Genomic DNA, 19367 nt, shown 5'->3' with positions numbered 1-19367 from the left:
GATCAGGAGGACCCGTTGCCGGCCCGGCTCGATGCCGGGGTCGAGGCGCGGGGGCGGGTGGTCACCGTTCGTTCTTTCGGCGGAGGAACAGCAGGACCGCGCCGCCGATCATGACCAGGCCGATGGCCGCGCCGCCGATCAGGGGTGTCACTCCGGAGCTGCCGGTGTCGGCGAGGTTGGGGTTGGGGGTGGGGGTGACGACCTTGGTGGGGGCCGGTTCGCCGAGGGGGCGGGTGGTGTCGGCCAGTGCGGCGCTTCGGGTGCGGCAGTCGAGTACGCCCGTGAAGCGCTGCTCGAAGCCGGCCGGGCCGCGGACCGTGAAGTCGTAGGCGCGGTCCTCCGGCAGCGGGACCGTCAGCGTGCGGGTCTCGCCGGGCGCGACCGTGTAATCGGTGTCCAGGAGCTCGAAGGTGAAGGGTTCGTCGCCCTTGTTGAGCGCGGTGATGTCCAGGGCGCCCTCGGCGCAGTTCTTCGTCGCGGACAGGGCGGGTATCGCGCCCTGGTCGGCCCAGGTGGCGGTGGCCGTCGCCGCGACCGTGGACTCGCTGGAGCCGGCCAGGATCTGGGTCTGGCTGCGGCTCTCGGAGGCGAAGGCGCGGCCGACCGGCACGGTGGTCGAGGCCTGGACCGCCAGCTCGGCGGTGCCCGCCGCCGCGTCCTCGGGCACGTCGAAGAAGATCTGGGTGCCGTCGGTGACGGAGGTGACCGGCTCACCCTTCTTGTCGACGATCCGCACCCCGCCCGCGGTGGCGTCCACCGGCGGTGTCACCGTCGCCCCGCCGGCGTTGGTACGCACCGTGACCGGGCCGAGCCGCTCACCGGGGCGGCCCGAGACCGCGGGCGGGTCCAGGGTGAGCGACGCCGCGGGCTCCGCGAGGTCGCGGGCGTTCTTCTCCAGGTAGTCGGCGAGCCGCTCGGCCTGGGGGTCGACGGCGTCGACGTCGGTGTCGTCCGAGTAGCGCCAGATGGCGACCTGCGTGCCGGCCGCCGCGTCCTGCTCGGTAAGCCCGCCGCGGACGCCCGCCTTCTTCGCGAGCGCGGCGAGGTCGTTGACCTGGGGGTAGGAGTTCCGCAGGATCCAGCGGATGCGGCCGGCGTCCTTGTTGGTGCCCAGTGACGTGCCGCTCCACGGGGTCTCGTGGTACTTGGCGTCCTTCTGCGTCGGGTTCTGGATGTCGACGCAGTACGTCTGCAGCATGCCGCCGCCCTCGACGGACATCTCGAACAGGCCGGCCGGCACCTCCTGGTCGCCGCCCTCGCCGTGGATGACCGCGGTGCCGTGCGTCTTGAGGCCGCCTATGGTGGCCGTCGCCCCGCCCTGCCCCTGCGCCGCCGCGTCCTGGGCGGCGGCCGCCGGGCCGGCACCGGTCACCACGCCCGCGACGGCGAACGCGGACACCAGTGCCGCGGTGGCGCGGCGCGCCGCACCTCGGCCGGGCAGAGACAGCGCGGTGAGCGAAGAAAACACCAAACTCCCCTTCGAGCAGGACACGTTGACGTGGGGGGCACGGTCCTACCAGCAGAATCACCAGCCCCACAGGGCTCGTTCGGCATCCTAAGTACCTGACACTCCGTGCTTGCCGGTGATGTTCGTCCACGCGGTGATCCGAATCGGAATCGTTATCGCCGACAGGGCAGGTGAGCAGGGCCTATCGACAAATCCACCCGGGGCCGCGCGGGGCGGATTCGCCGATAAGCCGTACTTCGGTCAGTTCCGGCGGGCCCGTCGGTGTCAGGCCACCGCGGCGGCGGGCTCCGGCCGCTGTCCGGTGGTGTCCGCGTCGTCCGACTCCCCCGCCGGCGTCTCCCAGTTGGGCTCCGGCTGCGGTGGGGAGGCCGCCGTCTCCGCCCTCCCGGTGCGACGGAACGCCGCCGTGCCGCGCGCCAGGTCGTGACCGATCGCCACCGCGTCGATGTCCGCAGAGGTCCAGTTCTGTCCCTCGCGGACGTCCGTGCGCACCTTCAAGCGGCCCTGCACGATGACGGGTTCGCCCACCGCCAGGGACGCCGAAGCGTTGGCGGCGAGCTGCCGGTTGGCCCACACCGTGAAGAAGTTGGTGTGGCCGTCGGTCCACGCGCTCTTCTCGCGGTCCCAGTAGCGCGCGGTGACCGCCAGCCGGAACCGCGCCGACGGTCCGTTCGCCAGGTTCCGGAACACTGGCTGCGTGGCCACGTTGCCCACGGCGCAGATCATCGTCTCGTTCATCGCGAGTCCTCCCTCCCGTACGGGCGCGTCCCGTACGGCTGTGTCCGGCGCGGGCGGCGTCGCGTTCCCGTACGCCGCCGCTGCCGTGACGACCGCGTCCGTCGCGATCGCCGCGAGGTCAGACTGCCTCCGTCCGGACCGGGCCCGCTGCGGGCTGTGGACCGCCCCGGCGCCTGTGGAGAACTCCGTCACCCCAGCGAGTGGGGGTCCAGGCCGGCGATGGCAACCGGCCCTGCCTCGTCCGCCTCGCCTACCTCGCCGCGGCGCCCGCCCCCGTGACCCGCCCGTACTGCTCCCGTACCTCCCGGTACCGCAGCAGCTCCGCCGCCAGCGGATCCAGCACCCTGGCCCGGCCGCACCCCGCGGCCGCCTCCCGCAACAGGCGTTCCGCCTCGTGGCCGTAGCGCCGTGCCGGTCCGCGGGCCGCGATGCGGCAGCTCCACTCGATGAGGGGGCCGCCGATGATCCCGGCCAGCATCAGCAGCACCGGCACCCCCAGGTTGGGCGGCACGAAGCCGATGATCTGGCCCAGCAGCCACAGGCCGCCGACCACCTGCAGCAGGGTCATGGCCGCCTGGGCCAGCACGGCCACCGGCCACCAGCCCGGCCGCGGCGGACGCCCCGGCGGCAGCCCCGTGCGCACCGCCAGCTCGTCGAGGGCCTCGGGCAGCCCCTGGGCGCCGCGGACGGCCGCCTCGCGCACCGCCTGCGCCCACGGCGTCGGCAGCCCGGCCGACGCCCGTTCCGAGACCGTACGCACCGCCTGTTCGACGCGCTGACGGGCCGTGGCCTCCTCGTCGGCCTGGGCGCGCAGCGGGAGCCGACCCGTGGGGGGTTCGCGCCGGTCGTGGTACCAGCGCCACAGCCGCAGCCAGGGCGTGCCGCACGCGCGGTTGGCGTTGCGCAGCCAGGAGCGTTCGGCCGCCTCGCCCGCCGCGGTGGCGCCCACCGCGTCCGCGAGCCGGTCCGCGAACTCCTCCCGCGCCTCCTCGCTGAGCCCGGTCCGCCGCCCGGTGACGTACACGGGACGCAGGCGCCAGGCGGCGGCGTCCACGTCGGCCGCGATGCGGCGCGCCGGGGCCTGCCGCTCGGCGACGAACTGGCCGAGCACTTCGCGCAGTTCGCCGATGCCGTCCCCGGTGAGGGCGGACAGGGCGAGCACGGTGGCGCCGGGTTCGCCGTACTCCCCCAGCGCGATGCCGTCCTCGTCGAGCAGCCGCCGCAGGTCGTCGAGGACCTGTTCGGCCGCCTCCCCGGGCAGCCGGTCGACCTGGTTGAGGACGACGAGGGTGACCTCCGCGTGGCCCGCCATCGGCCGCAGATAGCGCTCGTGGAGCACGGCGTCGGCGTACTTCTCCGGGTCCACGACCCAGATGACGGCGTCGACGAGCGCCAGGATGCGGTCCACCTGCTCGCGGTGCTGCACGGCCGCCGAGTCGTGGTCGGGCAGGTCGATCAGGACCAGCCCGCGCAGCGGCGAGTCGGCGTCCGGGTGCTGGAGCGGGCGGCGCCGCAGCCGGCCGGGGATGCCGAGCCGGTCCAGGAGGCTGGCCGCGCCGTCGCTCCAACTGCACGCGATGGGTGCCGCGGTGGTCGGCCGGCGGACGCCCGTCTCGGAGATCGTGACACCGGCGAGCGTGTTGAACAGCTGCGACTTGCCGCTGCCGGTTGCGCCCGCGATGGCCACCACGGTGTGCTGCCCGGAGAGCCTGCGCCGCGCGGCGGCCTCGTCGAGGACCCGGCCCGCCTCGGCCAGCGTCCCGCTGTCGAGCCGAGTGCGGGAGAGCCCCACCAGCTCGCGCAGCGCGTCCAGCCGCGACCTGAGCTGCCCGTCGTACGCCAGCGGCATCAGGGCGGCCGAGGAATTGGCGGGCCTGCTCGGCACGAGGGTGAACTGCTCCGCGCCGCTGTTCTCGTCCACCCGCCGCGCGATCAGCCCGTCGCCCCAGGCGCCTTCCTCTCCGCTTCCGCCCCCGGACCCGGACCCCGACCCGGTTGCGGATCCGGACCCGGACCCGGACGGACCGCCGGCCGCGGCCTCCGTACGCTCGCCGCCTTCCGTACGCTCCGCGCGCCCGTCCCCGCGGTCCCGGTCCCGTTCCCGGTCCCGTTCCCGGTCTCGGTTCCGATCCCGGTCCGTACGGCGGGACGCCCCGCCGTCCCGCACGCGCGCGTGGGAGCCGTGTCCGCGTTCGCTCTCGTCCTTGTCGGTTCCCCGCTCCGGACCCCGGCCGTCCCCGGAGCCCCTCCGGCCCGACCGGCCCGTCCTGTCCGTCCTGTCCGTCCTGTCCGTCCGGTCTGCCTGGCCCTTCTGGCCTGCTTCCTCCGTCGTGTGGTCGGTGTGCTCGGTGGGGTCCTGGTCAGTGACGGCGGTCACCGGTCACCTCTCCTTCTGCAGTACGGACAGCGCGGCGATGAGTTCGGCCTGCGGCTCGGGATGCACCTCCAGCCCGTCGAGCGGCGCCAGTCGGCGTTCGCGCTCGACGTGCACGACCCGGTCCACGTGCTCGTCGAGCAGCCGCCCGCCCCGGTCGCGCAGCCGCAGCGCGCCGTGGGCGCCGATCCGCTCGGCGAGCCGCTCCCCGGCGATGCGCGCCCGCCGCCCGCCCAGCAGCACGGTGGCGACCAGGGCGGCGACCACCCCCGGGTCCGGCGCCATGCTCCGGTCCAGCTCGCGCACTTCCTCCTCGGCGTACTCCTCCAGCTCCCGCCGCCACCGCCGTACGGCCATCCCGATGCGGTGCTCGGCGCTCTCCGGCGCCGGGTCGCGGTCCGCGAGTTCCGGAGCGGCGGCCGCCGGTTCGCGCTGCCAGGCCTCGTCGACGCGTTCGTCGGCGGCGGTGACGGCGCACAGCAGCAGGGCGCTCAGGCTCTCCACCAGCGAGTCGAGGAGTTCCTCGGGGGAGCAGTCGAGGGGGAAGGCCCGCCACCGCTTCAGCGCGTCCCCGGCGAGCACGGCGCCCGCCTGCAACCGCCCCCGCACGCGCGCGTGCTCGCCGTCGTACGCGCCGTCGACGGCGGCGGTGAGCCGCAGTGCGGCGGCGTACTGGGCGGCGGCGGCGCCGGCCAGTTCGGGCATCCGGGACTTGAGGGAGTCCAGGATGCCGTGCGCCGTGCGGGCCATGGCGTGGTGCCGGGCCTCGAGATCCTGTGCCCGGTGGACGAGCCAGGCCCGCAGCGGCGCCACCGCGCTGGCCGGCAGCAGCCCACCGCCCCAGGCGGACTCGGGCAGCTCGGGCACGGTGAAGCGCGGCACCTCGCCGAGCCCGGCCTTGGTGAGCAGCGCCCCGTACTGCCGCGACACCTCGGACACCACCTGGTGGGGCACCCGGTCGAGCACGGTGACCAGGGTGGCGTCGTACTCCTTGGCGGTACGCAGCAGATGCCAGGGCACGGCGTCGGCGTACCGGGCGGCCGTGGTGACCATCACCCAGATGTCGGCGGCGCAGATCAGTTCGGCCGCCAGTACGCGGTTGTCGGCGACGAGGGAGTCGATGTCGGGCGCGTCCAGGAGGGCGATGCCGGGCGGCAGGGTGTCGGCGGTCTCGACGCGCAGTACGCGCGCGGGGTTCTCGCCCGGCAGGAGCAGGTCGTCGTCCGGTTCCCGGTGGGGCACCCACACGCGCGTGAGGTCGGGCAGCACCCGCATGCCGCTGAACCAGTGGTGATCCTCCGGATGGCACACCAGCACCGGCGTCCGGGTCGTGGGCCGCAGCACACCCGCCTCGCTGACCCGCCGCCCCACGAGGGAGTTCACCAGCGTGGACTTCCCGGCGCCGGTGGATCCGCCCACCACGGCCAGCAGGGGCGCTTCGGGCTCCTTCAACCGGGGCACCAAGTAGTCGTCGAGCTGTGCGAGCAGTTCGTCGCGGTTGGCACGCGCGCGTGGGGCCCCCGCCAGGGGCAGCGGGAAGCGTGCGGCCGCGACACGGTCGCGCAGGGCGGAGAGTGCGTCGAGCAACTGAGGCCGTACGTCCAAGGTCACCACATGTGAAGAATGCCCAATTTTAGGGGAATTCTGAAGCATATGAGTATGTCTGCGCGCCGACCAGACACTCCGGACGGAAGGGACTACTGGGACGTGAGGGCAGTCCAGGCATAACGAGTGCACAACACCCGATGCGCGAGACGCCAAAAGCGATGCACGATTCGTACCTGCCTGCGATTATCAGGACCGCTTCACCGAACCTCCACATCGAGCCACGGAGGCGAAGCATCAGGGACATGGAGCCGGGAGCCCTATCCTTGTCCCCGGCACCGTCACGGATCAGCCCACACCCGGGCACCACGACCGAGGCCACCACACCAGGCCCCCGTAGCTCAGTGGATAGAGCAGGCGCCTTCTAAGCGCTTGGCCGCAGGTTCGAGTCCTGCCGGGGGCGCCACTGCCCGTTTGGCGGGAGGGACCGGACGACGTGCGACTGCGCTGCGCGGTGCTCGACGACTTCCAGCAGGTGGCGACCGAGATCGCCGACTGGTCCCCGGTCGCGGACGACGTGGACGTCGTGACCTTCGACACTCATTTCGGCGAAGAGGACGCCCTCGCCGAGGCGCTCGCCGACGTGGACATCGTGGTCACGCTGCGGGAGCGGGTGTCCTTCCCCGAGTCACTGATCGCCCGGCTGCCCCGGCTGAAACTGATCGTCGCCTCGGGCATGCGCAACAGCGTGATCGACTACGCCGCCGCAGACGCCCACGGCGTCACCGTGTGCGGTACGGCGTCCTCCTCGACCCCGCCCGTCGAACTGACCTGGGCCCTGCTGCTGGGCCTGGCCCGCGGCATCGTCCAGGAGGGCAACGCGCTGCGCGAGGGCGGCCCCTGGCAGCAGACGGTGGGCGCCGACCTGCACGGGCGCCGCCTCGGACTGCTGGGCCTCGGCAGGATCGGCGGCCGGGTGGCGCGGGTCGGCCTCGCCTTCGGCATGCGGGTGGGCGCGTGGAGCCAGAACCTCACCGCCGAGCGCGCCGACGAGGTCGGCGTCGAACTCGCCCCCTCCAAGGAGGAGCTGCTCGCGACGGCCGACTTCGTCTCCGTCCACCTGGCCCTCGGCGACCGCACCCGCGGCCTGCTCGGCCCCGCCGAACTGGCCCTGCTCAAGCCGACGGCCTACCTGGTCAACACGTCGCGCGCGGCCATCGTCGACCAGGACGCCCTGCTCGCCGCGCTGCACGAGGGCCGGATCGCGGGTGCGGGCGTGGACGTCTTCGACACCGAGCCGCTGCCCTCCGGCCACCCGATGCGCACCGCCCCGCGCCTGCTCGCGACGCCGCACCTGGGCTACGTCTCACGCGCCAACTACGCCACGTACTACGGGCAGGCGGTCGAGGCGATCCGGGCCTACCTCGCGGGCTCCCCCGTGCGCCGCCTGCCCGTGCCCCCGGAGCCGGCTCCGACCCCGGCTCCCGCTCCGCCCCCCGCTCCCGCTCCGGCTCCGGCTCCGACCGCCGCCCCGACTCTGCCCCCGGCGTCGGACGCTCAGGCGATCCCCTCCCGGGCGGACTCCGCCGGACGCCAGTAGGTTCCGCCGCTCCGGCGCAGGTGGTCGAGGTCCACCAGATGGCGCCGGAGCGTCACATGGTCGACGTCGCCGTCCTCGCACCACGGCCGGAGCATCGCGTCGACGGTGCGCTCCGGGCACTCCACGCCGGGCTCGAAGGTGTGCTCGGCGATGTGCCGCAGCACCACCTTCTTGCGTGTCCAGCGCGCGGGGAGGCGGACCAGCCGCCCGTCCTTGACGAAGGTCCGCACGATCATGCCGGCCGCGCGGTCGTCGTCACCCGCCCCTGGATTCCCGCTAGCCGCCGTCGGCCGCCCCGCGCGGGCCAGGTCCCTGAAGCGGTCGTGGGCGACGACGAGTTCACCGCCGCCCCCGTACGTCACCACGCCCTGCTCCCGCAGCCGGCGCAACGCGGCGGCCGTGTCCTTGGAGGACAGGCCGGCCGTCTCCGCCACCTGCGCGGGGCTGCCCGCCCCCAGGGCGACGGCCGCGAAGGCCCGCACCCGGCCCTCCTCGGCGAACAGGCCGGGCAGTGCGGACAGCGCGGACTGCGTCGACGGGTCGGACGGCGCGGACGGCTCCGGCGTTTCCATGGACCGGTCGGATGGGTCGTTAGCCATGCCCGGAGGCTAGTGGACACCCCGGTGCGGATCGGAGCCATTTTCCGCCCCCGGACGGCCCTGCTCCACCCTTCTGTTCAAAAAGGGTGATCCTCACATTCCTCCCGTGACCCCTTCGCGACCTGCTGCGTTGGACCGGCAGTGCGGTGGCGCGTCCTGCTGCCGTGCTCCCCGAGTCAGAAGGAGAACGTGATGTCTCGCATCGCGAAGGCCGCCGGCGTCGTACTCGGCGCCGGCGCTGTGGTGCTCAGCGGCACCGGCCTGGCCATGGCGGACGCGGGCGCCGAGGGCGCGGCCGTCGGCTCGCCCGGTGTCCTGTCCGGCAACGTCGTCCAGGTCCCGGTGCACGTGCCGGTCAACGTCTGCGGCAACACCATCAACGTCATCGGCCTGCTCAACCCGGCCTTCGGCAACGCCTGCGAAAACGGCGACGACGACAAGAAGGACGAGAGCGACAAGCACGGCGAGGACGGCAAGAACGAGGACGGCAAGAACGGCGGCTACGGCGGCTGAGTCCCGTAGGCACCAGGAGAGCCCCGGCCGTCCCGGCCGGGGCTCTCCCCATGTCCGCGCCGACCGCTCGGGGCCGGTCGCTAGCCGTACCGGTAGATCCGGCTGTGGTCCTCCAGCTCGTCCGGAGTCACGTCCCACGGCGGCAGCCTCTCGTGCCGTGCGACGATCCGACCGCGCTGTGCGCTGCCCCGGCCCGGCGGCTCGGCGGGCTGGTAGCGGGCGCCGCGGTGCCGGGCCTGCCAGCGGGACCACTGGAGGTCGACGAAGGCGTGGTGCAGCCAGAACACCGGGTCGTTGACGGACGCGCCGCCGACCATGGCCCCGCCGACCCAGCGGTGCACACGGTTGTGGTTGCGCCAGGAGACGCTGCCCCGGCCGGTCCCCCAGCCCTCCAGCTTGTTCCGGAAACCCTTGCGGACCGTGGAGTCCCAGGGCGCGGTGTCGTACGCCGGGTCGTCGAGCGCCCATTCCAGGTCGCTCTTGGTGGGCAGCGCGATGGGGTCCTCGGCCCGGCCGAGGTCCCGGGTGAGGTACTCGGTGTCGGTGACGTTCTCCTTGAGGGTCCAGTTGCCCTCCGCGTGGGCGAACGGCCCGGTGGTGACCCGGTGGTCGGAGCGCCGCCCGGTGCCGCCGAGGAGGTCGGCGGTCCAGGGCGCGGAGGTGGTGGTGCGGTTCTTCGTCCAGTCCCAGTACGGCACGGTGACCGACGAGTCGACCCGGCGCAGCGCCTCCTCCAGGTCCAGCAGGAACCTGCGGTGCCAGGGCAGGAAGGACGGCGCCATGTGCGCCGTACGCAGTCCGTCCTCGCCGTCGGAGACGTAGTACTCGATGTGGGTGCGCACGAACTCGTCGTACTCGCCGCGCCGTTTGATCTCCAGCAGCGCCTTGACGAACCGTCGCTTCTCGGCGCGGGTCAGGGTGCTGACGTCCTTACGCGTGTACGCCATGGCTCCCCCCGGAGTGGTCCTGGCCGGCGGCGGCCGGCGTGTCGCGCAGGTGCTCGCCGGGGCCGAGTTCGTCGACGGCGCCGCGGGCGGCGGCGAGGGGGGTGGGGTACGACCGGTAGTGGTCGATCATGCTCAGCCAGCTGCCGTCGGCCCGGCGCATCAGGTGCAGCGGGCGGCCGTCCACGGTGACGTGCCAGGTGCCGGCACCGACGGCCCGGCCCGCGGCGGACCGGATGCCGCGGATGCGGCGGCCCCGGTAGGTCTCGTCGAACGAGGTGCTCTCGGCCGGCTCGACGTCGTGCGGCTCGGGACGCGCGGGCCCAGTGCCGTGCCCGGTGGTGGCCTGGGAGGGCCGGGAGGCGGCGACCAGGGGGGCGAGCGTCACGGCGAGGGCCGGGGCGAGCAGCCCTCTCATCAGCTGCCGCCGGGTGCCGAACGCCGGCCCGACTCTCGCCGGGCCCTCCCCCTGGTGATCACGCTGGTGATCCCGCTGCTGCTCCGCGTCGCTCGCTGCTCCGCCCGCGTTGACGACCATGGCTCGCTCCTCGTCCGGTTCCGGTGGTCCGCACCGCTAACCGGTCGGCGGGCTCCGCGGTCACCGCTCCCAGGGCCAGTCGGAGCACGGGCCGCACCTGTGCCGCGAGGCGCGGCGGGCCAGGGGGTGTCGTTCGGATCAGGCCGACTCCGGGCAATGGTGCCCCGCGACCCCGGCAAGATCCAAACGACACCCCCTAGAGCCCCGGCCCGACGCCCAGGTCGGCCACGGGAACCGTCTGGACGGCCGGGGCCAGCAGCCCGGCCTGCGGGAGCTTGGCCGTCGGCAGGCCGAGGGCGTCGGGGTTCGGCGCGGTGAGCGGGGCGTCCAGGGACAGGCCCGGCGCCAGCGTCCGCAACCCGGCGGCGGGGGCGTCGACGGCGGCGTGGTCGAAGTCGTCACCGAGGACGCGCGGCAGCGGCTGGCGCAGGTCGACGCCGGGCAGCCCGCCGTGCACCGGCAACTGCGGAAGCGTCCGCTCGGGCAGCAGCCGGCCCTCGACGTACCGCGGGCCCTCCGGCGCGCCGGCCGTCGGCACGGGCAGCTCGCCGGCCACCTCGGGCAGCTCCATGCCGAGGGCCGTCTCCGCGCCGTCCAGCGGCACCGGCACGGGGATCGCGCCGGCCGCGGCGGCGGGGGTCGCGGCTACGCCCACGGCGGCCGCCACACCGGTGACGACAGCGGCCAGGGTTCGTCTGGTGGTCGACTTCATTTCAGGCACGGTCCCTTTCGAGAATGCGAGAAGAACGGTGAAAAGGCGGGGCGGGGTGGTTCAGCCGCCCAGCGGGAGGCCACCGAGCAGGCCGCCCTCGGAGTTCAGGTCGGTGGTCGCGCCCTTCACGGTGTGCAGCACGGAGTCCTTGTTCTCGGTGTCGAGCGCGTCCGACTGGTGCTTGAGCGGCATCACGTCGATGGGCTCCGCGGTGAGCGCGTTCACGGCGCCGTTGAGGCTGGTGGGCGTGATGTCGGCGGCGTCGTAGGCGAACGCGGGCGCGGCGGAGCCGGCGGCGACCAGGGACCCGGCGACGACAGCGGCGGCCTTGAGGGACTTCATCGTGTTCCTTTCTTCGGCAACTCGTGTCACCAAACGAAATGCTGACGCCGTGCCTAACGACCTGCACCGGGCACGGAAACCCCGCGTCCGGAAGACATATGAGATCTCCGGAGGCCCGAATGGAAGGAAAGGAAAGGGAATGGAATATGGCGAAGGGCCGTCGCGCCACCCCGTGCGGGATGGCGCGACGGCCCGGAACGCGGACGCCGTGGGCGTCAGGAGGGGTTGGCCGGCAGCGGGCTCGCCGGTACCGCGGCTTCCGGCGCGGCGACCTCCGGCGTGGTGGCTTCCGGCGCGGCCGGCAGTGCGGGCAGACCGGCCAGGTCGGCGGCGGGCAGACCGCTGCCGACCAGGGTGGCGGCGACGACGTTGACGACGCCGGTCACCACGTCCTCGACGGCCGGGCTCACCTGTTCGGCGGTGCCGGAGGTGGTGGCCTCGACCAGGGCGTCGATCTGCTTCTGCAGGGCGGCGTACGACAGGGCGGCCAGGTCGGCCGCCGCCGCGGTCTCGTCGCTGCCCTGTGCCACGACGGGTGCCGGCAGCGTGACCGGCGTCTCGGCGTCCGGCGCGGTCACGACCGGCGGCTGGGCCGGGGTGCTCGTGCCGGGGGTGGTGGTGCCGGGCGTGGTCGTGCCCGGGGTGGTCGCCGCGTCGTCGGTGTCGGCGTCCGCCGCGTCGGCCTTGGCGAGGGCGTCCTTGACGGCGGCGGCGAGCTTGTCCGCGTCCGTGGCGGAGAGCTGGCCGTTGTCGGCCTTGAGGACGGCGTTGAGCAGGTCGGTGACCGGCGTGAGCACTCCGCCCAGACCGGCCAGGCTGCCGACCTGGCTCTGCAGTTCGGCCACGTCGGGGAGGGGTGCGTGGGACGCCGCGTGGGTGCGTTCCCGGACCGATTCGCCATCCGCCGCCATCACCACCGGTCCGGAGAGACCGATCAGAAGGCCGGCGGTGAGAGCGGTGGTGGCGATTCGCCGAGCGGGCAGACGCATGGGGGTTCCTTTCGGTGGTGCGTCGGATCTTGTGCCCACCGTGGAAGCGCCCGTGGCGCTCTGCAACCGAGCGGCGACCGTACGCACTCGGCCGCCTCTCCCCGTTCCGGCGTCCTGCCTGGTGAGACGCCCTGTCAAGGTCTTCCGGCCGTGTCGGCGCCCGCACCCCCCATTCGGGGCAGCACACCGCCGTCCGTGCGGCAACGCGAACCGGCCGCCCGCTCGCGGATGAACCGCGGTACGGACGGCCGGCGCAAGGGTTTCGAGCCGACGATCAGTCGTTCTCGCACTCGTTGCCGAACGCCGGGTTCAGCAGGCCGATGATGTCGACGGTGTTGCCGCAGACGTTGACCGGGATGTGGACCGGAACCTGCAGCACGTTGCCGGACAGGACACCCGGGGAGTGAGCGGCGGCGGCCTGCGCGCCGGCGTCGGCAGCGGCGACACCGGCGGTGCCCGCCACCGCGGCGGCGGCGACGGAGGTCAGGGCCAGGCCCTTCGCGATACGCGACATGGAGAAGTGCTCCTTGGGGTTGACACAAACATCCGGGCGGGTGCCCGGCGCAGTGTCAACGCGTGGCGCGCACGTGAGTTGTGCCGCCAAAGGAGTGATCTCGCCGGAGAGCGGCGTTCACGAATCCAACACACTTACCCGGTTTCACCGTATTAGTACGGATAGCGGCTAGAGTCGCACACCATCCGACGCATCCCGGTTGCACCACTGCGGGACATCGGCCGAGGGCACTCTCCGAGAGCTCCGAACGTGGCGGTGACCAGCCGGCCTGCCGGCTCGTTTCCCAGCAGGACGCGGCGTGCGCCGGCGTACGCCGCGTCGCGGCCGACGCCCTGCGGTGAGACGCGTTCACGCCCGTCCCGAGCATTTTCCGTGAGCGAGGAAACGCGTATGCACCTGCCACCGACCGACTCCCGGCCACGGGTTCTGCATGTCACCCAGCCGGTGGACGGCGGGGTCGCCCGTGTCGTGTCGGACCTGACGCGGGCTCAGCTCGCCGCCGGGCTGCGTGTCGCGGTCGCCTGTCCCGAGGGGGGCCTCGCGGCCGGGCTCCGCGCGCTGGGCGCCGACGTGCGGCACTGGCCGGCGACACGGTCGCCGGGTCCGGCGCTGGTGTCGGAGGTACGGCGGCTCGCCCGTGTGATCGAGGACGTGCGGCCCGACCTGGTGCACGCGCACAGCGCGAAGGCCGGTCTCGCGGCCCGGCTCGCCGTACGCGGTCGGGTCCCGACCGTTTTCCAGCCGCACGCCTGGTCGTTCGAGGCGGTCGGCGGGGCCGCGGCGGCGCTCGCGCTCGGCTGGGAGCGGTGGGGTGCGCGGTGGGCGGCGCGGACGGTGTGCGTGAGCGAGGCGGAGCGGCTGCGGGGGGTGCGGAGCCGGATCCGCGGGCGGTGGGCGGTGATCCCGAACGGCATCGACCTCGACCGCTTCGGCTCGGATGCTGTGGAGCGTTTGAGCGACGTGGGTGACATGAGTGACGCGGGTGACGTGGGGGTCGGTGGCGTGGAGGCCGTCGACGGCGTACGGCTCCCGCCCGGCGCCGGCGGGCACGGCCCGCTGGTGGTCTGTGTGGGGCGGCTGTGCCGGCAGAAGGGGCAGGACGTCCTGCTGACCGCGTGGAAGTCGGTCCTCGCGCGGGTCCCGGACGCCCGGCTGGTGCTGGTCGGCGAAGGCCCGGACCACGCGCGGCTCGCCGATCACGCCTCGGCGTACGGATTTCTCGAGGACGGCCCGTCCCGGGCCCGCCCCGGCGGCCACGCGACGCACCCGGCCCAGCCCAACGCGACGGACCAGGCCCGCCCCGGTGAACGCACCCCCGCGTCCGTGCTGTTCGCGGGCGCCGTCGCCGATGTCCGGCCCTGGTACCGGGCCGCCGACCTGGTCGTCCTGCCGTCCCGGTGGGAGGGCATGGCGCTGGCGCCGCTGGAGGCGATGGCCTGTGGGCGGGCCGTTGTGGTGACCGACGTGGACGGTGCCCGCGAGGGCCTGCCGCCCGCTCTCGTGCCGCACTGCCTGGTGCCGCCCATGGACCCGGCGGCACTGGCCGACGCGGTCAGCGGGCTGCTGCTCGACGCTCCGCTGCGCGCGTCGCTCGGCCGCCGGGGACGCGCGCACGTCCTGTCCACGCACGACGTACGGCACACCGCCGGGGCGATCACGGCGGTGTACGACGACCTCCTCGGCGACGGGCGGACGCCCGGGGCACACACGGCCCCCGGCGACAGGCCCGCGCTCGTGGGGCGGTCGGCCGTCGTGCCCATCGAGTACAGGGAGTCCACGCACCCGTGACCGCGGAAAGCACCGTCCCCACCCCCGCCGGCCAGCCGCGCGACCTCGGCTCCTCCGCACCCGTCTCGGTGCTGCCGCAGCGTGCCGGCGCCGCGGGTTTCCGGTTCCCCGACCGGCTTCCCGCACCGCGGCCGGAGTCCCCCCTGCCGCTGCTCGTCGCGGACGGCACGGCGGCGGCGGTGCCGGGCTCACTGATGCTCACCGGCACCCCTCACCAACCGCTGCTCGCGGCCCTGCTGGTCGCCGCCTCGCTGCTGCTGCGCCCGCGCGCGCCCCGGCGACTGCCGGGTGTCCTGGACGACCTGCCCGCCCTGTGCGGCCGGATCACGGTGGTCTGGCTGGCGCTGGCGGCGCTCGTCGCGGCGTACGCCCCGCCGCACGCCCTGTCCGCCCGCACACTGCTCCTCGGCTTCCTGCTGCACGCCGCGACGGGCTGCGCCGGCCGGGGCGTGGTGCACCGGTGGCGCCGCACCGCGCTGCTGAACCGCCCGCGCGCCGCCCTGGTCGTCGGCCCCGCCGCGACCGCGCAGCGCGTGGCCTCGGCGGTGCTGCGCCACCCGCGCTGCGGGGTGCGCCCGGTCGGGATCGTCGCCGACGAGCCGGGCGGCGGCACGGGCCTGCCCGTGCTGACCACGGGCGAGGAGGTGCAGCGGGCGGTCGTGCAGAACGGCGTACGGGAGGTACTGGCCGTGCACCCTTCCGTACGGACGCGGCAGGCGCCGCTGCTGCGGGCGCTGGCCGAGTCCGGCTGCGTGGTGTGGGAGGTCGACGCGGACGCCCCCGCGTACGCGGGCGGCCGGGACCGGCTCGCCGGGTTCTCCTGCCGGCGTCCGGAGGCGGGGGAACGGCGGCCGGGTGGCGCCGGCAAGCGGGTGCTGGACGTGACGGTGTCCGGGGCGCTGTTGCTGCTGCTGAGCCCGTTGCTGCTGACCTGCGCGACGCTGCTGCGGGTCATCGGCGGGCCGGGCGTGCTGTTCCGGCAGGAGCGCGTCGGCAAGGACGGCAGGCCGTTCACGCTGCTGAAGTTCCGCACCCACCGTCCGGCCGACGAGCACGAGTCGGCGACCCGGTGGAGCGTGGCGGACGAGCGCCGGATGCCCTGGTTCTGCCGCTTCCTGCGCCGTACGTCGCTCGACGAGCTGCTCCAGCTGTGGAACGTCTTCCGGGGCGACATGAGCCTGGTCGGGCCGCGTCCCGAACGGCCGTACTTCGTGGCGCAGTTCAGCCAGACCTACCCCGGTTACGCCGCCCGCCACCGGGTGCCGGCCGGCATCACGGGCCTGGCCCAGATCAACGGGCTGCGCGGCGACACCTCCATCGAGGACCGGGCCCGCTTCGACAACGCCTACATCGACGACTGGTCGCTGTGGCAGGACGTCTGCATCCTGCTGCGCACGGCCGTCGCGCTCGTACGCCCCAGCGGGAGCTGAGCGAGGTGGCCCAGACCCTGCCCCTGTGGTCCACCGCGCGTGTACGGCGCCTGCCGCCCGTGCTGGCCGTGGTCGCGGTCGTCGCGCTGCTCGCCCTGCCGGCCGCGGGGGACGGTGCGGGCGGTGCGCATCCGGCCGACGCGGCCTCCGCGCTGGTGGTGCTGTACTGCGCCCTGCGCCTGGTGCGGGACCGGCGGCGCCCCCTGACCCGTACGGCGGCCGTGGTGCTGGGCCTGCCCGTGCTCCCGCTGGCCGTCGCCGCCATGGGCGCGGTGTCGCCGGGGGCCGGGCTCGCCGGGCTCGGCCGCTACCTCCAGGTCTTCGTCCTCGTCCCCGCCGCCGTACTGCTGCTGATCCGCGGCCGGGACGACGTACGGCTGCTCACCTGGTCGATGACGGGGCTGGCGGTGTGGCAGGGGGCGGTCGGGGTGCACCAGTACGTCACCGGGACCGGTGCCTCCTACCAGGGCGAGCAGATCCGGGCCGTGGGCACCTTCGGGCCGCAGGACGTGATGGGGATGGCGACCGTCGTCTCCCTCGGGCTGGTCTGCGCGGTCGGGCTGGCGCTGGGACATGCCCCTGCCCGGCAGCGTGCTCTCGCGGCCGGCTGCGCGATCGCCCTGCTGCTGCCGCTCGCCCTGTCGTTCAGCCGTGGCGCGTGGATCGCCACGGCCGTGACGTGCGCGGCCCAACTGCTGCTCGCCGGGGCGCGCAGGGCGCTGACGGTGGGGGCGGCCGTGGTCGCGGCGGGCGTGGTGCTGGTCGGCGGTTTCGGGGCGGGTACGGCGATGCTCCAGGAGCGGGTGGGCAGCATCACGCAGGTCACCGACTCGCCCGACCAGTCGGTGACCGACCGCTACACGATGTGGGCGGCGGCGGCCGGCATGTGGCGCGAGCGGCCGCTGACCGGCGTGGGCCTGAAGGGCTTCCCCGAACACCGGGACGGGCACGCCTCGCTGGCCCTGTCCTCGGGCAGCGAGACCGACGGCGCGGGCGCGGGGTACCGCAAGCAGCCGCTGCTGTCCCCGCACAACATGTACCTGCTGATCCTGGCCGAGCAGGGACTGATCGGGCTGCTCGCGCTGGCGGGGAGCTGGCTGGCGCTGCTCGTCCTGGGGCTGCGCAGGCTCCGCGCGGTACGGCGCTCCGGTGCGGCGTCCGGGGCGGACTGCGCGCTGGTCGCCTGCGGGCTGCTGGTGTGGCAGTTGACCGACTTCGCGTACGCCGACATCGGCGGGCCCTCGACCGTACTGACGGCGGTGTGCTTCGGGCTGGCGGGCTGGTGGGCGCTCGGGGACGGGGGCAGGGACGGGGGCAGGGACGGGGGCAGGGACGGGGCCAGGTCTGAAGCCGAGGCCAGGTCTGGGGCCGGGGCCAGCTCTGGAGCCGGGACCGAGTCCGGGCCCGGTGCGGAGGAGGTGTCGGCGCGATGAAGGTGACACCCTTCCGGGCCGCACGGTCTCCGTCCGTCCCGCCGGCCCGGTCCGCCGCGCCGGACGCGGACACCCGGGCGGCGGCCGAGGGCCGGTCCTCCGGGGGCTTCCTCGCCCGGGCCGCGCTGCTCACGGCCGTGCTGTCGGTGGCCGGGTCGGTGCTCGGGCTGGCCCGGGACCAGGCGCTCGCCCGGCTGTTCGGGGCCGGCCGCGAGACGGACGCCTTCCTGGTGGCGTGGACCGTGCCGGAGTTCGCGGCGACGCTGCTGATCGAGGACGGGCTGGCCTTCGCGCTGGTCCCGATGTTCAGCCTGGCCCTGGCCCGCCGCGCGCAGGGCGCTCCCGGCGACCCGGTCCGCGCGCTGGTCGCCTCGACCCTGCCCCGGCTGGCACCGGCCTTCGTCGCGGTCGGCGCGCTGGTCGTCGTCTGCGCACCCCAGCTGGTCCGGGCCCTGGCGCCGGGACTGCCCGACCACGCCCTCGCCGTGGACTGCACCCGGCTCACCGCCACCTGCGTCGTCAGCTTCGGACTCGCCGGGTACTGCAGCGCCGCCCTGCGCGCGCACCGCCGGTTCCTGGCACCGGCGGCGATCTACGTCGCCTACAACACCGGCATCATCTCCGCGATGTTCGTGCTCGGCGGGCGCTGGGGGGTGCGCTCGGCGGCGGTCGGGGTCGCGGCGGGCGGCTTCCTGATGGTGGCGGCGCAGCTGCCGTCGCTGCTGCGGCAGTTGCGGCGCCGGGACGACGACGGCGTCGAGCGGCCGGCGGGCACCGGGGACCAGGCGCGTCCGCTGGCCCTCGCCCTGTTCGGCACCGTGCTGCTCTTCGCCCTGTGCCGTCAGTCGCAGGTCCTCATCGAACGTTTCCTCGCCTCCGGGCTCCCCTCCGGCGCCATCTCGCACCTGAACTACGCGCAGAAGGTGGCCCAGATCCCGATGACGCTGTCGCTGATGCTGTGCACGGTCACCTTCCCGGTGGTGGCCCGGGCGATGGCCGACGGCGACACCGAACGGGCCCGCGACCGGGTCGAGCGGGACGTGGCGCTGGCGGCCTGTCTGGTGCTGCTGGGCGCGGCCACGGTCGTCGCCTGCGCGCCGCAGATGATCGGACTGCTCTTCCAGCGCGGCGCCTTCACGGCGGCCGACACGGCGGCGACCGCGGACGTCATGCGCGTGTACGCCCTCGGACTGCTCGGCCAGACCGTGGTGGGCGCGCTGGCCCGCTCCTACTTCTCGGCGGGCCGCGCCAGCTGGTACCCGCTCGCCGCGATGACCGCGGGCATCGCCGCCACGGCGGGCATCGGCGCCTGGGCGGTCGCCCCCTGGGGAGTGACCGGCATCGCCGCCGCCAACGCCGCCGGCATCACCGTCACCGCCGCCCTGCTGCTCGCCGGGATGGGCCCGCGCAGCGTCCCGGTCCGCGTCCGGCGCGTCCTGGGCGACCTGGTCAGGCCGGTGCTGGCGGCGGCCGGGGCGACCGTCGTGGGCGCGCCGGTCGCGGACCTGTTCACCGTGCCGGCCGTCTCCCTCGCCGCCGGCGTGGTGACCGTCGTCGGCGTCTTCGTCCTGCTCGGCCGGGTCCTGCGCGTCCAAGGCGTCGTGCCGGCCCTCGATTTCGTCCGCTCCGTCACACGAAGGCTCCCGCATGGCCGCTTCGGCTTCCGTTCCCGCGTCCTCGTCCGCTTCCGCGACCGTTTCCCCTTCCGCAGGCCCCGTTGACGCCCGCACCCGTCCCGGCGTTCGCACGAGTCCCGACACCCGCCCCCGTCCCGACACCCGCAGCCGTCCCGACACCCGCAGCCGCACCCGCACCCGCACCGACGCCCGCACGCGCGCCG

16 protein-coding genes, 1 tRNA gene and 1 pseudogene are annotated in these 19367 nt (G+C 74.4%); 7 read left to right on the top strand and 11 right to left on the bottom strand.

Going from position 1 to position 19367, the window contains the following annotated elements; all coding sequences use genetic code 11:
• Positions 1–61: 61 nt before the first annotated feature.
• From RI578_RS26115 to RI578_RS26100, 4 genes are all read right to left on the bottom strand, one after another.
• Positions 62–1468 carry a Cys-Gln thioester bond-forming surface protein gene (locus tag RI578_RS26115; protein WP_310873351.1) on the bottom strand — a complete coding sequence of 469 codons (1407 nt, stop codon included), beginning with the start codon at positions 1466–1468 and terminating at the stop codon, positions 62–64.
• 264 nt (positions 1469–1732) lie between these two features.
• Entirely contained in the window at positions 1733–2206 is a 474-nt protein-coding gene (locus RI578_RS26110) for a single-stranded DNA-binding protein (RefSeq protein ID WP_121747368.1), read from the bottom strand.
• 250 nt (positions 2207–2456) lie between these two features.
• Positions 2457–4583 (bottom strand): YfjP family GTPase, encoded by a 2127-nt coding sequence (locus RI578_RS26105; protein WP_310873350.1) that lies wholly within the window; start codon positions 4581–4583, stop codon positions 2457–2459.
• A 3-nt stretch (positions 4584–4586) separates the two neighbouring features.
• Positions 4587–6194 (bottom strand): dynamin family protein, encoded by a 1608-nt coding sequence (locus tag RI578_RS26100; protein WP_310873349.1) that lies wholly within the window; start codon positions 6192–6194, stop codon positions 4587–4589.
• A 321-nt stretch (positions 6195–6515) separates the two neighbouring features.
• Here RI578_RS26100 and RI578_RS26095 point away from each other — a divergent pair.
• Both RI578_RS26095 and RI578_RS26090 read left to right on the top strand, forming a co-directional pair.
• Positions 6516–6591 (top strand) — tRNA-Arg (locus RI578_RS26095).
• 30 nt (positions 6592–6621) lie between these two features.
• Positions 6622–7578 (top strand): annotated as a pseudogene (locus RI578_RS26090) (D-2-hydroxyacid dehydrogenase family protein); the annotation flags it as partial.
• 104 nt (positions 7579–7682) lie between these two features.
• On the opposite strand, the gene RI578_RS26085 reads toward RI578_RS26090, so the two are convergent.
• Positions 7683–8324: a DUF2087 domain-containing protein gene (locus tag RI578_RS26085; RefSeq protein WP_310873348.1), complete on the bottom strand. Its 642-nt coding sequence runs from the start codon at positions 8322–8324 to the stop codon at positions 7683–7685.
• A 192-nt stretch (positions 8325–8516) separates the two neighbouring features.
• Between RI578_RS26085 and RI578_RS26080 the strand changes: the two genes are divergently transcribed.
• Positions 8517–8837 (top strand): chaplin, encoded by a 321-nt coding sequence (locus RI578_RS26080; RefSeq protein WP_310873347.1) that lies wholly within the window; start codon positions 8517–8519, stop codon positions 8835–8837.
• Positions 8838–8917: 80 nt separating this feature from the next.
• Here the strand turns inward: RI578_RS26080 and RI578_RS26075 are convergent, their stop codons facing one another.
• The 6 genes from RI578_RS26075 to chpG form a co-directional block, all read right to left on the bottom strand.
• The gene (locus RI578_RS26075; RefSeq protein ID WP_310873346.1) at positions 8918–9784 is read right to left on the bottom strand and encodes a tyrosinase family protein; all 867 of its coding nucleotides are present in this window, start codon (positions 9782–9784) and stop codon (positions 8918–8920) included.
• Complete coding sequence (locus RI578_RS26070; protein ID WP_310873345.1) at positions 9768–10319, bottom strand: tyrosinase family oxidase copper chaperone; 552 nt, start codon at positions 10317–10319, stop codon at positions 9768–9770. The genes RI578_RS26075 and RI578_RS26070 overlap by 17 nt, the downstream gene beginning before the upstream one ends.
• A 196-nt stretch (positions 10320–10515) precedes the next feature.
• Entirely contained in the window at positions 10516–11031 is a 516-nt protein-coding gene (locus RI578_RS26065) for a hypothetical protein (RefSeq protein WP_310873344.1), read from the bottom strand.
• A gap of 60 nt (positions 11032–11091) precedes the next feature.
• Positions 11092–11373 carry a hypothetical protein gene (locus RI578_RS26060; protein WP_210964579.1) on the bottom strand — a complete coding sequence of 94 codons (282 nt, stop codon included), beginning with the start codon at positions 11371–11373 and terminating at the stop codon, positions 11092–11094.
• 215 nt (positions 11374–11588) lie between these two features.
• A complete protein-coding gene (locus RI578_RS26055; protein ID WP_310873343.1) occupies positions 11589–12362 on the bottom strand; it encodes a hypothetical protein in 774 nt (257 codons plus the stop codon).
• A gap of 274 nt (positions 12363–12636) precedes the next feature.
• A complete protein-coding gene (gene chpG / locus RI578_RS26050; RefSeq protein ID WP_121747058.1) occupies positions 12637–12876 on the bottom strand; it encodes a chaplin ChpG in 240 nt (79 codons plus the stop codon).
• A gap of 390 nt (positions 12877–13266) precedes the next feature.
• Here chpG and RI578_RS26045 point away from each other — a divergent pair, with 390 nt between their 5' ends.
• The 4 genes from RI578_RS26045 to murJ are packed head-to-tail and all read left to right on the top strand — an operon-like array spanning position 13267 to position 19248.
• Complete coding sequence (locus RI578_RS26045) at positions 13267–14664, top strand: glycosyltransferase (protein ID WP_310873342.1); 1398 nt, start codon at positions 13267–13269, stop codon at positions 14662–14664.
• Positions 14661–16094, top strand: a complete 1434-nt coding sequence (locus RI578_RS26040; RefSeq protein ID WP_310873341.1) for a sugar transferase — start codon at positions 14661–14663, stop codon at positions 16092–16094. The genes RI578_RS26045 and RI578_RS26040 overlap by 4 nt, the downstream gene beginning before the upstream one ends.
• 5 nt (positions 16095–16099) lie before the next feature.
• Positions 16100–17527, top strand: coding sequence for an O-antigen ligase family protein (locus RI578_RS26035; RefSeq protein WP_310873340.1), 1428 nt, complete (start codon positions 16100–16102; stop codon positions 17525–17527).
• Positions 17524–19248, top strand: coding sequence for a lipid II flippase MurJ (gene murJ / locus RI578_RS26030; protein WP_310873339.1), 1725 nt, complete (start codon positions 17524–17526; stop codon positions 19246–19248). The genes RI578_RS26035 and murJ overlap by 4 nt, the downstream gene beginning before the upstream one ends.
• Positions 19249–19367: the final 119 nt, after the last annotated feature.

The organism is Streptomyces sp. BB1-1-1, assembly GCF_031597775.1.
Lineage (GTDB): Bacteria > Actinomycetota > Actinomycetes > Streptomycetales > Streptomycetaceae > Streptomyces > Streptomyces thinghirensis.
This window is presented reverse-complemented; position numbering and strand designations above follow the sequence as displayed.